The sequence below is a fragment of the Stenotrophomonas sp. SRS1 genome (assembly GCF_026130205.1).
Lineage (GTDB): Bacteria > Pseudomonadota > Gammaproteobacteria > Xanthomonadales > Xanthomonadaceae > Stenotrophomonas > Stenotrophomonas rhizophila_B.
In genome coordinates this window covers 449,650-462,300 of the sequence record NZ_JAINFD010000001.1, presented here as the reverse complement: position 1 = coordinate 462,300, position 12,651 = coordinate 449,650, and the positions used below count along the sequence as shown (strand labels likewise).

Here is a 12,651-nt window from a genome sequence, read left to right as displayed (position 1 = left end):
TCAGGCCCGCACCGGGTAGTCGGTGTAGCCGCGCGCTTCGCCCTGGTAGAACGTCGCCGGATCCGGCGCCGTCCACGGATTCCCGTGGCGGATGCGCTCGACCAGGTCGGGATTGGCGATGAAGGGGGTGCCGAAGGCGATCATGTCTGCCTCCCCAGCGATCAGCGCCGCTTCAGCCCGATCGGCCGTATAGCCGCCGTTGGCGATGTAGGTGCCACCAAAGCGCTGTTTCAGTTCGGCGAAATCGAACGGGACGCTCGCCGCCTGGATCACATGCAGGTAGGCAAGCCCGTACTGGCTCAGCACGTCGGCTGCATGTCCAAACGTGGCCTGCGGATCGCTGTCGCTCATCGAGAAGACGTTCAGCGCCGGGGACAGCCGTACTCCAACGCGATCCGCGCCGAACACCGGGATCACGGCCTCCACCACCTCGCGCAGCAAGCGGACACGGTTCTCTGCAGAACCGCCGTAGCCATCGGTCCGGAGGTTGGCGCCATCACGAAGGAACTGGTCGATCAGGTAACCATTAGCGCCATGCAGTTCAACGCCATCGAATCCTGCCAGCCTGGCGTTCTCGGCGCCCACGCGGAACTGATCGACCACCCCGGCAATTTCATCGCTGGCCAGTGCGCGCGGTGCCTCGTACGGCTTCAGTCCTTCGGACGTGTAGAGCTCCCCGTCGGGCGCCAGCGCTGACGGTGCGACCGGCCGTTCGCCGTTGGCCTGGACCAGCGGATGCGAGAGCCGGCCGACGTGCCACAACTGCAGGAACATCCGGCCACCCTGCGCATGGACGGCATCGGTGACGGCCTTCCAGCCCGCGATCTGGGCCGCAGAGAAGATACCGGGTGTGCGGGGATAGCCCTTGCCCTGTGGCGAGACCTGCGAACCCTCGGTGACGATCAGCCCGGCACTGGCACGTTGGCGGTAATACTCGACGACCAGGGGCGTAGGAACATCACCGTCGCCGGCGCGGCTGCGCGTCATCGGCGCCATGACGATGCGGTTGGGAAGGGCAAGATGGCCGATGACGGCAGGGGAGAGCAGGTGGTTGGACGGTTGCATGGGGTGATCTCGTTGTTGATGGGGAGAGAGGTTCAGCCGACGTCGCCGTCGCGCCGAAGCTCGCGGCCAATGCGACGGATTTCCGCTTCGCCTTGGGCAAGGGCCTGTGCACTGGTATGCACGGAGTACGTGCCGGTGATCAGATCGTGTGGGTGGCTGACCGCAGAACCCAGCACGAAGGTGGTGTCGTGGATGGCGTCGACGTCGATGGCCTGTTCACTCGCTTCGAACACCACCAGTTCGCCGGCGTGGATCGGCTCGGGTGCCGCCAGCTGCCCAGTGCTCAACGCCAGCCACGCAACGGTATGGCCCGACGGCGGGGAATAGCGCCAGCGTTCACCGGCCTTCAATGTCACGGCCAGGTAGGTCATGTTCGAGGGCGGCTCGATCACGCTGTCCGCGGCACCGAACTGGCCCAGCAGCACCCGTGCCGGGCCTTTCAGGTCGATCTGCGACGGCGCGATGTACTGGCTCTGGGCCGGGGCGTTTTCACTTTCGGCAGGCAGTGCGATCCAGAGCTGGAATCCGAGTGCATTCGCGTGACCGAGGGCCGCGCCGGTATGCCAGACACCGTTGCCCGCCCGCATCCACTCCACACCCCCGGCGGGCAGTACGCCCTGTTGGCCGGTCGAGTCTTCGTACGCGATTTCGCCGTTGATGAGATAGGTCAGGGTGGCAATGCCGGAATGCGGATGCATGCCGAAGGCTGGGGCATCCTCGCTCGCATCGAGGCGGAACAGGTCCAGGAAGACGAACGGTTTGAGCAGGCGGCCGAGGTCGCCAGGGCTGAACAGCCGCGTGATCGGGCCGTGGGTCCTACCGCGCGTACGGAACACGATGGGGCGCGGCTCACCCGCCCGCAGGGGTTCGGGGGCGGGTTCTGCGAAGGCCAGGACCTGAGCGGGGTGGCGAAGGGCGTTCATCGGTGACTCCAGAGCGGGACAGGGCGGGCAGCGGTACCTGCGTTAGCAGGTGCGCACCGTTGCCGAGCGTCCAACAATAGGCGCCGTCGAATGCTTTGATTAGACGACGCAATGGGATTGCAGTCGTCCATTTGAGGTGGTAATAAGGCGCATGTTTGATTTCAACGACATCGCGCTCTTCGTGGAAGTGGTCCGCTGCGGAAGCTTCGCCGAGGCAGGGCGCAGGATGGGAATGGCGCCCAACACCCTGAGCCGGCGTATCCAGGGCCTGGAACAGGCGCTGGGCACGCGCCTGCTGCAACGCTCCACCCGCAAGCTGGTGCTCACCGCCGCCGGGGAGCAGTTCCATGCGCGCTGCGTGGAGGCAGTGGACACGCTGGGCAGCGCAGGCGTGGATCTGTCGATGGGAAGTCAGGAGATCGCGGGGCTCGTGCGCATCGCGGCCCCTGCGGATTTCTTCCACTTCTTCGAGATGGAGTGGGTGGCCGAGTTCCTCGAACAGCATCCGAAACTGCGGCTTGATTTCATTCTGAGCGATGCCAAGGCCGATCTCATTGGCGACCGGATCGACGTGGCCTTCCGTGGCGGACAGCCGCAGGACTCCGCCTATGTGGGACGGCAGATCCTGCCGTCCGGATACGGCGGTCTGTTCGCCAGCCCGGCCTACCTGGCCGCACGGGGCACCCCCGAGACCCTGCAGCAGTTGGGCCAGCACGAAGGTGTCTGTTTTTCCCAGCAGGGCGGAAGCGTCAGCTGGTCGCTGGCGGGGCCAGACGGCGTGGATGTGCGGGTGGAGGTCGCCACGCGATTCAGTGGCAACACCATTCAAGCCTTGCGCCGGGCTGCACTGGCGGGCTTGGGAATTGCACTGCTGCCCAGCGCGATCGCGCGCCACGATCTGGCGACGGGTGCGCTGCTCCCAGTCCTGCCCATGTATCGGCGTCCGGGCCGCGGTATGCATGTGCTCTACCCAAGCCGCCGACACCTGCCTCTGGCCGCCGCTGCGGTGATCGATCTGGTCACGGAGCGATTGAACGCCGCATTGCAGCGCCACGACGAATCACCACCATGACGTCGGCTCAGTGCAACCCGGCCGCCTTGCACGCGTCAACGAATGCCGCGCCCTTTTTGTCCATCAGCGTTCTCACCAATTGATTGGCTTTCATCAGCGTGGCGCTGGGCTTGGCCCATTGCGTCTCGGGTAACGGCTGCGACCACGCCGTCACCTGCTCCGGCATCGCGGGCCGCCCCCTGCGATGGGTCCATTCCGCAAGAACATAGGGCAGCTTCCAGAAGGTCAGCACACGCCACAGATACCAGCGACGAAGCGGCCACCAGGAGCGCTTGTCGTAGCCGTAATGCGCCCGCTGCTCAGGCGTCAGGTCGTCACCGCCATCATCCAGGGAGCCCATCGCGCGCGCATCTTCGCGCTCGATCTCAAACGTGTGCATGCCCTCATAGGGCTTCAGCCGATCCTCGGTCGGGACCAGGCCCAATGCTTGGAACCAGGGATTGGGCGCGTTGAACAACTGCCCGTCCTCCATGTAGTTCCGGATCGACGCCCACAGGCCCAGCGAGTGCGAATCACTGGGCTGTGGCAGCAGGACAAACTGCACGGTGTCCCGCTCCTCATCCTCCAGGCCCATGCCGAAGGTGTACTGGCGCGTCGCGCCGTACGGGGTGACGCCCTGTGCATTGGACACCCAGGCAACGACACTCTCCCAGGGCACGATCAGGGCGCGACCGCTGTTGCGGTCGATGTAGCACACCTCGCGACGCTGGCGGTTGAAGCGCACCGGGTAGGGCTTTGCGCCTTTGAACTCGTCGCCGAACATTCCGTAAGCGAATGCTCCCAACGGAAGGAGGCCGAGCAGCGCGCCAGCGGAGAAGACCTGGATGAACATCTTCAACTCCGCCAGCGGCGCCGGGAAGTTCCCCGGGTAGGCGAGCACGAGGTAGAGCATGATGAGCGCTGGCACGATGAACGCCAACACCAGCAGGCCGACGATGCCACGGGCCAGCATCTTGACGCCCTCTACCGTTCCCCAGTTGCTTCCGCCCAGATCCAGGAACACCTCATTGATGTCCGAGAACTGTCGACGGGAGCCCTGGACCTGACCGGTGTACACCGGCAAGGGAGACAGGAACAGCGTTTCGGTCACGCCTTCCACGCGGATCTCTCCCGCAGAAGGGCGTTTACTCCGCACGTCGAGCGCAGCGGTCGCCGCCGCCTTCGTACTGTTTTTCTTGAAGAATCGCTTGAACACACACGCTCGCCGCACGGCCAACGTTGCATGATTTCACAGGGGGAATTGGCTGTCACCAAACCCTGAAATCCCCCCGGGTATAGTGATCCATCCTCACCAAAAGGATCGACGCTATGCAGAAGGGCTCGGATCTACTGGTCAAGGCGCTGGAGAACGAAGGCGTAGACCGCATCTTTGGCGTGCCGGGCGAGGAGAACCTGGACTTCCTGGAGTCGCTGCGGACCTCGCACATCGAGCTGGTGCTTACCCGCCACGAGCAGGCCGCCGCGTTCATGGCCGCCACCCATGGCCGGCTCACGGGCAGGCCGGGCGTCTGCCTGGCCACGCTCGGCCCCGGCGCGCTGAATTTCTCCACTGGCGCGGCCTATGCCCACCTCGGCGCGTGGCCGATGATTCTCATCACAGGGCAGAAGCCGGTGATGAGCGCCAAGCAGGCACGGTTCCAGATCGTGGATATCGTGGCCTCGATGAAGCCGCTCACGAAAATGACGCGTCAGATCGTCAGCCCGGCCGCGATTCCGGCCACCGTGCGCGATGCCTTCCGCGTGGCCATGGAAGAGCGGCCCGGGCCAGTGCATCTGGAGCTTCCAGAGGATGTCGCCGGCGAGGAGGTGGAGGATATCCCCGTCATCCCAGTCCATCCGCTGGAGCGTCCGATCGCACCGTCTGCCGCGCTCGACCGCGCAGAGGCAGCCATCCTGGCCGCCAAACGACCGCTGGTGATGATCGGCGCGGCCGGAAGCCGCCCGTGGCTCACCGAAGCGCTTTCCGCGTTCGTCGCGCGGACCCGCCTGCCGTTTTTCAACACGCAGATGGGCAAGGGCGCCGTCACCGGCGGCTCCAACCTGTACATGGGAACGGCCGCGCTCTCCGAAGGCGACTATGTCCACGAAGCCGTCGCCCGCACGGACCTGATCATCGCCATCGGCCATGACACCGTCGAAAAGCCGCCCTTCCTGATGAAGAGCAGTGGTGGGCCCAAGGTCATCCATATCAGCTTCCAGTCCGCCACTGTCGAGCAGGTCTACCATCCGGATATCGAAGTGCTGGGCGACATCGGCGCCTCGGTGGATGCCCTGGCCGAGCGGCTGGACGGCCGCCTGACGGCGGACGAAGGCATGGTCGCGCTGCGCCAGAAGATCCTCGCCCGTCTCAACGACCGCGCCGAGGAGGACCGCTTCCCGATCACGCCGCAACGGGTCGTGCATGACGTGCGCGAGGCCATGCCGGAGGATGGCATCGTCTGTCTCGACAACGGCATGTACAAGATCTGGTTCGCCCGTAACTACCGCACGCATGTCGCCAATACACTGCTGCTCGACAACGCACTCGCCACGATGGGGGCCGGCCTGCCGTCGGCCATGATGGCGGCGATGCTGTACCCGAAACGCCGCGTCATGGCCGTGTGCGGTGACGGCGGCTTCATGATGAACTCGCAGGAGATGGAAACCGCCGTGCGGCTGGGACTCAACCTGGTCGTGGTGATCCTCAACGACAGCGCCTACGGCATGATCCGCTGGAAGCAGGCGGTGGATGGCTTCGAGGATTTCGGGATGCGCTTTGGCAATCCGGATTTCGTGAAGTATGCCGAGGCCTATGGCGCAAAAGGGAGCCGGGTGACCGCGGTAAGCGACCTGGTGCCCATGATCGAAGCCGCCTTCGCTGGCGGCGGCGTCCACGTTCTGGATGTGCCGATCGACTATGCCGAAAACACCCGCGTGCTGGTGGATGAGCTGCGCAACCGCACGCCGGATGTGGGCTGCGCATGATCGCCACTGCTGATCCTTCCGAGAGGAGCTCAAGATGTTGACCGTCGTACAGGCCTTTGACCGCGCGCCCATCGCCGAGATCGGGTTCGACACTGCCACAGCGCTGGAGCGCAAGCTCGACGCCGCCGAGCGGGTCTTCAAGAACCGCGACGGCTGGCTCCATCCGCACCAGCGCATTGCCATCCTGCGCAGACTTGCCGCCTTGATGGACGCCAAGCGCGACCATCTGGCCCTGCAGATTGCACGCGAGGGTGGCAAGCCGTTGCCGGATGCCATCGTTGAAACCACGCGCGCCATCGATGGCGTCCACAACGCCGCCGACGAACTGCGCAACTTCGCCGGCCGCGAAATCCCGATGGGGCTGTCGGCCGCGTCGGAAGCGCGCTGGGCCTTCACCACGCGCGAACCCATCGGCGTCGTTGCGGCGATCTCGGCGTTCAATCACCCACTGAATCTGATCGTCCACCAGTTGGCCCCGGCCATCGCAGTGGGTTGCCCGGTCATCATCAAGCCCGCGTCCGCGACGCCACTGTCCTGCCTCGAATTCGTGGCGATGGTGCATGAGGCCGGACTGCCCGAGGCGTGGTGCCAGAGTTTCCTGCCGGAGGGCAATGACCTGGCCGAAGCGTTGGCCACCGACAAGCGCATTGCCTTCCTCAGCTTCATCGGCTCGGCGAGGGTAGGGTGGTCGCTGCACGCCAAGCTGGCACACGGCGCACGCTCGGCGCTCGAACACGGCGGGGTGGCACCGGCCATCGTCGACCGCAGTGCGGACCTGGGCAGAATCATCGAGCCGATCGTCAAGGGCGGCTACTACCACGCCGGCCAGGTATGCGTGTCCACGCAGCGCATCTTCGTCCACCACGACATTGCCGACGACTTCACCGAGGCCCTCATCGCGCGCGTCGAACGGCTGCGAACCGGCGACCCGACCCTGAAGGACACCGAGGTGGGCCCGCTGATCCAGCCGCGCGAGGCGGACCGCGTCGCCGAATGGATCGAGGAGGCCGTGCGCGGCGGCGCGCAGCTCGCCACGGGCGGCAAGCGACTTTCCGAGACCACACTGCAGCCCACCGTGCTGCTCGATCCGGCCAGCGACGCGCGGGTGACCACGCAGGAAGTCTTCGGCCCGGTGGTGGCCGTCTATCGCTACACCGACCTCGACGAGGCGATCGCGCGCGCCAACTCCCTGCCTACCGCATTCCAGGCCAGCGTGTTCGCGCAGGATATCGACATCGCCCTGCGCGCCGCCAACCGGCTGGATGCCTCGGCCGTGATGATCAACGACCCCACCGCGTTCCGCACCGACTGGATGCCGTTCGCCGGCCGCCGCGAGTCTGGCTACGGCACCGGGGGCATTCCGTACACGATGCGGGACATGTCGCAGGAGAAGATGATCCTGATGCGGCGGGGCTGAGCCGCCCTGTACTCCCAGATGCCTGACAGCTGTCACTTGTGATGGGTGGGTGCAACGCGAGAATGTTGCCACTCCCGCACGGCACTCCATGGCCGGCACCCCTCTACATCAAGGACGTCCTGTGAGCATGCTGCAGCAACTCGTGTCGAATACCCCCGTGTGGGTCTGGGCGATCCTGATCTTCCTGGTCACCCGTGGCGTCGCGGCCATGAAGCCCGGTGAAACCTCGCTTGCCAAACTGGCCATCGTGCCGGCGCTGTTCACCGCGTGGGGCCTCTGGTCGCTGGCCCATCGCTTCGGCGCGTCCTGGGAGGCCTGGGGCGAGTGGCTGGTGGGCATCGCGGTGGGCATGGGTCTGGGGTGGTTGCTGCTGCGGCGGGCAACGCTGACGCTCAATGCGGCGTCGGGGACGCTGTGGCGCAGTGCGGATTACAGCCTGCTGCCGTTGCTGCTGGTCACCTTTGCGGTGAAGTACGGCTTCGAGGTCGCGCTGTCCGTGTCCCCATCGCTCAACGTCGATGCTGGTTTCCGTGCCGCTTACCTGCTGCTGTCAGGTGGGTTCACCGGCATCTTCATCGGGAAGTACCTGCGATACCTGCGTGCCTCGCGCCAGGTGCCAGCTGCCGTGATCCCGACCGTGTAGGACGGGCGACGGACGCCCGCGTGACCAGCTGGTGCGCAAGGACCTGATTGATGGTGCCCTGCACCGAGGAGGCGGGGCGTCGGATCTCCCGCAGGAGGATGTCGATGGCGGTGTCGGCCATCTCCGCCACGGGCTGATGGATCGTGGTCAGTTCCGGCCACACCATCGTGGAGGCGGAGGTGTCATCGAAGCCCACCACCGACAGATCACGCGGCACATCGAGGCCGCGACGATGCGCGACGGAAACCACGGCCGACGCCATGTCATCGTTGCTGGCAAAGATCGCGCTGGGCGGCAGATGAAGGGCCAACAGCCGTTCGGCCGCCTCCAGCCCCGAGCGATACGTGAAGTAACCGGGCTGGATGAGTGCGTCGTCGTAGCCGATCCCTGCATCGGCGAGCGCATCGCGGTAGCCCTGCCAGCGGTGCGCACTGGCCGTCTGGTTCGGATCGCCGGTGATGTAGCCGATGCGGGTATGCCCGTGCGCGATCAGATGCGACACCATCTCGTGGCTGGCGCGACGATCATCGATGCGCACGCAGGACAGCCTGTCGCTGAAATGGCTGGAGGCGATGGAGACGACGGGAATACCCGCGGTCACGAATTCGTCGACGAGGTCGTTCGATTCGCACAGGGGCGGAGGAAGAATCACGCCCGCCACGCTGCTGGCAAGTTGCCGCGCGGCGTCGCGACGCGCCTGGGCGCCCAGCTCATCCCAGGTAGCGATCACCAGCTGCGCCGCGGCCCGGGTGGAGCCGCGCAGCGCGCCGACCAGCAGTTCGCGCAGGTAGCTGGCGCTGGGGTTGGTGTAGATCAACGCGATGCAGGTGTGTTGCGCTGCCGCCAGCGTGCTGGCCGCCAGATTGGGCCGGTAGTCCAGTTCGCGCACGCTGCGCATGACGCGCGCGCGGTTGCCTTCGCGCACGCCGGCATGGCCGTTGATCACACGCGACACCGTCATGGCCGAGACGCCTGCATGCGCGGCAACATCATCGATGGTGAGGGCGCTTGCCTTGCGGCGGGCCGCTTTGGGGCTGTGCTTCACGACGTGGACTCCTTTGCTGCGCTGCATGATGACAAGCGCGACCGCGGGTGATTAGTCTGCGCCCGTGACGTGATGGTAGCGCTACCACTGTGCCGGGGTAAGGCCAGCGGGTACCCCCCCCTTTACCACGCGGCTGTTCTGGCAAGCCTGAAAGCGAGTGTGAGTCGCAGCACGCGCACAAAGCGCGCTGCGATGTTCGGTGTGGAAGACGGGCATCGCCCGTACGTGCCCCCAGGAGGGGCGGTACATCCATTCGATCGTTATGTCAGAGGGGAGAGTCATGAGCGCTTCTACGTTCCGTCGTACCCAAGGCCGGGGGGCTCGTTCATGAGCCGCACGCTGGCGAAGTTCACCTCCAGGGCCATGTTTACGTTTGTCGGTGGCGTCCTGGTCATCAATCCCGCATTTGCCCAGGACACGCCAACGCCCGCACCGGTGGCCCAGTCGCAGGGCCAGCCCAGCCCGACACAGCTGGACACCGTGCAGGTCACCGGCATCCGCAACAGCCTCAGCCAGGCGATGGACATCAAGCGCGACTCGGCCGGCGTGGTGGATGCCATCAGTGCCGAGGACATCGGCAAGTTCCCGGACACCAACCTGGCCGAGTCGCTGCAGCGCATCACCGGTATCTCCATCGAACGCCGTGATGGTGAAGGTGCACAGGTCACTGCGCGTGGCTTTGGTCCACAGTTCAACATGGTCACGCTCAACGGGCGGCAGATGCCGGGCGCGGATGCGTTCGGCGCGTCCGGGCAGGTCGCCATCGGCGGTGTGGACGGAGGTACCCGTGCCTTCAACTTCGCCCAGCTGGCCGCCGAATCCATCAATGGCATCGAGGTGTACAAGACCAGCCAGGCCAATGTCCCCAGCGGCGGTATCGGCGCCACCATCAACATCCTGACCGGACGCCCGTTCGATCATGACGGCACCGTCGCCAGTGCCGGTGCCAAGGTCGTCTCCGACCAGAGCCAGCCGTTCGACAGCGACCTGACGCCCGAATTGTCCGGCATCTTCAGCTACAGCAACCCGGACAAGACCTTCGGCGTTGGCGTGAGTGCGAGCTACCAGAAGCGCAAGGGTGGCTCGGTGCAGGCTACCAACAACTACTGGAACATCCAGCCGTGGACCGGCACGATGCCCGGCAACCCGACCGTGGTCAATGCACCGGCGGTGGGCGCGCTGTACGGGCGTCCGAACGACCTCCGCTATGCGTTCTCCGAGTTCGAACGTGAGCGCATCAATGGCCAGGCGGTGCTGCAGTTCGCACCGACCGATGCGGTGACCCTGACCTTGGACTACACCTATTCGACGAATGAGATCACCGAGAATCGTGGCGAACAGGGCATGTGGCTGCAGAACAGCAACTACACCGATGTCACGTTCGACACCAGCGGTGCGGTCGCAACCCCGGTCTATATCCGTGAAATCGCCGGGATCAAGGATTTCGGGCTTGAACAGCAGCGCAGCATGCAGAAGTACAAGCTGGGATCGCTCGGCTTCAATGCACTGTGGAACGTCACCGACCGGTTCAAGCTGACCTTCGACGCGCACAATTCAAAGAACGAAAGTCGGCCGAACGATCCGCTCACCGGGGGCGGCTCCATCTTCAGCAGCATCGCCGGCACCAACAACTGCACCAGCGGGCCGCACTGCGGTGGATCTTGGGTGCAGGAAATGAACTTCAACAACGGCTTGCCCGTGGGCACCCAGGTCTGGTACCCGAGCACGGCCGATGCCATCGCCAAAACCAACGGCGTGGTCAACCCCGGCTTCGTGCCGGGCGAGATTGGTTCGCAGGTGCTGCGCATCAATTCGCAGACCCAGGTCAGCGAGATCAAGCAGGGACGCGTCGACGGTGAATGGAGCTTCGACCGGGGGCGCTTCCAGTTTGGCGTCGACTCCAGCAAGCAGACCACCCACCGGATCCAGGCCGCGGAGAATTACAACACCCTGGGCGACTGGGGCGTGGCCAACGTTGACGGGGATGTGGCCAACGGGCTGATGGACCTGTTGCAGCCGGTCAACATTGTCGGGTTGTTCAACGACTTCAATGTCAACAGCTTCACCGCCTGGCGCGGCGATGCGGGCCGCCTGGCGCAATGGGCGGCGGACAACTATGGCGCCAGTCTCGGCGTGAGCCCGCAGCGCGCCGCCGACAACCTGGTGGAGGAGAAGACCAAGTCGGCTTATTTCCAGGTCGAGCTGGACGGCGAGCTGGGCGGCCTGCGCACCAATACCCGCCTGGGCGTGCGCTACGAAACCACCGATGTGGTGTCAACGTCCGTCATCGCCATCCCGGAGGCCATCGAATGGCAGTCCAACAACGACTTCCGCGTGGTGTTGTCCGATGAGCAACAGCCGTTCACCGAAAAGAACAGCTACAGCTACATCCTGCCCAACCTCGACTTCAGCATCGACCTCATGGACGATCTGAAGGCCCGCGTCTCGTTCGGCAAGAGCATCGCGCGCGCGCCGATCGGCAACCTCTACGCAGGCCCGACCGCACAGCAACCGTTTGGCTCGGTGCTGATCGATCCGTCTTCGCGGGCCAGCGGGACCGCACAGAACCCGCAGCTGAAGCCGCTGGAGTCGGACAATCTCGACCTGGCACTGGAGTGGTACTTCGCCGACGCCAGCTACGTGTCGTTGACGTACTGGAACAAGTCCGTCAACAACTTCATCGGCAACACCATCGTGCAGGAGAATCTGTATGGGCTGAGGGATCCCACCGCCGGTCCGGATGCGCAGGCCGCATTGGCGTTCCTCAACAGCGGCGCCTGTATCACCCAGGTCGGTGCGGCCAATGCGGCGGCCTGCTCGGCCAACGATACGGCCCTGTTCACCGCGCTGGCGTTGCTGCGCAACAATCCGGCCGGACTGGGCGCCTATAACGGCACCGACGCGCAGGTTCTGGCGACCGAGGCGGCCTATGACCTGTACGGGGAGGGCGATGATCCGCTCTACCAGTTCAGCGTCAACCGTCCCATCAACCAGAACCAGGCAAAACTGCACGGTTGGGAGCTCGGTGGCCAGTACTTCTTCGGCGATACCGGCTTCGGCGTCCTCGCCAACTACACCCTGGTGGATGGCGATGTCGGCTACAACAACGGGGGCGATCCGCTCATCGACCAGTTCGCGCTGACCGGCCTCAGTGACACCGCAAACGCCGTGCTAATGTACGAAAAATATGGTTGGTCGGTACGTTTGGCGTGGAACTGGCGTGACCAGTACCTGATCCTCGCCAACCAGGGAACCAGTCGCAATCCGTACTACGTGGAAGCGTACGAACAGTGGGATCTCAGTGTGAACTACACCCTGGATGATCACTGGTCGTTCGGTCTTGAGGCGATCAACCTGACCGGTGAGGACGTCCGTTGGCGCTCGCGCACCTCGCAGATGATCGTGAAGCTGGCGGACCAGAGCCCACGTTACATGCTCGGCGTTCGTTACAGGTTCTGAACGGTGGGTGCCGCTGCAGAGGCAGCGGCACCTGTTCACGGCTCCTGATGGGATTGGACAACA

9 protein-coding genes are annotated in these 12,651 nt (G+C 64.8%); 5 read left to right on the top strand and 4 right to left on the bottom strand.

Annotated features, from left to right (window positions below):
* The gene (locus tag K4043_RS01965; RefSeq protein ID WP_265307990.1) at positions 1 to 1,065 is read right to left on the bottom strand and encodes an alkene reductase; all 1,065 of its coding nucleotides are present in this window, start codon (positions 1,063 to 1,065) and stop codon (positions 1 to 3) included.
* 32 nt (positions 1,066 to 1,097) lie between these two features.
* The gene (locus K4043_RS01960; RefSeq protein WP_265307989.1) at positions 1,098 to 1,988 is read right to left on the bottom strand and encodes a pirin family protein; all 891 of its coding nucleotides are present in this window, start codon (positions 1,986 to 1,988) and stop codon (positions 1,098 to 1,100) included.
* Positions 1,989 to 2,139: 151 nt separating this feature from the next.
* On the opposite strand from K4043_RS01960, the gene K4043_RS01955 reads away from it, so the two are divergent.
* Positions 2,140 to 3,060 (top strand): LysR family transcriptional regulator, encoded by a 921-nt coding sequence (locus K4043_RS01955; protein WP_265307988.1) that lies wholly within the window; start codon positions 2,140 to 2,142, stop codon positions 3,058 to 3,060.
* A 7-nt stretch (positions 3,061 to 3,067) separates the two neighbouring features.
* Here K4043_RS01955 and K4043_RS01950 read toward each other — a convergent pair whose 3' ends face one another.
* Positions 3,068 to 4,255, bottom strand: a complete 1,188-nt coding sequence (locus K4043_RS01950; protein ID WP_265307987.1) for a hypothetical protein — start codon at positions 4,253 to 4,255, stop codon at positions 3,068 to 3,070.
* 113 nt (positions 4,256 to 4,368) lie between these two features.
* Here K4043_RS01950 and K4043_RS01945 point away from each other — a divergent pair, with 113 nt between their 5' ends.
* The 3 genes from K4043_RS01945 to K4043_RS01935 all read left to right on the top strand — a co-directional run bounded on the left by K4043_RS01945 (position 4,369) and on the right by K4043_RS01935 (position 8,084).
* Positions 4,369 to 6,024, top strand: a complete 1,656-nt coding sequence (locus K4043_RS01945; RefSeq protein ID WP_265307986.1) for an acetolactate synthase large subunit — start codon at positions 4,369 to 4,371, stop codon at positions 6,022 to 6,024.
* 34 nt (positions 6,025 to 6,058) lie between these two features.
* Positions 6,059 to 7,441 carry an aldehyde dehydrogenase family protein gene (locus K4043_RS01940; RefSeq protein WP_265307985.1) on the top strand — a complete coding sequence of 461 codons (1,383 nt, stop codon included), beginning with the start codon at positions 6,059 to 6,061 and terminating at the stop codon, positions 7,439 to 7,441.
* 127 nt (positions 7,442 to 7,568) lie between these two features.
* Positions 7,569 to 8,084, top strand: a complete 516-nt coding sequence (locus K4043_RS01935; protein WP_265307984.1) for a DUF6622 family protein — start codon at positions 7,569 to 7,571, stop codon at positions 8,082 to 8,084.
* On the opposite strand, the gene K4043_RS01930 is transcribed toward K4043_RS01935, so the two are convergent.
* Complete coding sequence (locus K4043_RS01930) at positions 8,014 to 9,156, bottom strand: LacI family DNA-binding transcriptional regulator (protein WP_265307983.1); 1,143 nt, start codon at positions 9,154 to 9,156, stop codon at positions 8,014 to 8,016. The genes K4043_RS01935 and K4043_RS01930 overlap by 71 nt on opposite strands.
* 300 nt (positions 9,157 to 9,456) lie before the next feature.
* On the opposite strand from K4043_RS01930, the gene K4043_RS01925 reads away from it, so the two are divergent.
* Entirely contained in the window at positions 9,457 to 12,588 is a 3,132-nt protein-coding gene (locus tag K4043_RS01925) for a TonB-dependent receptor (RefSeq protein WP_265307982.1), read from the top strand.
* Positions 12,589 to 12,651: the final 63 nt, after the last annotated feature.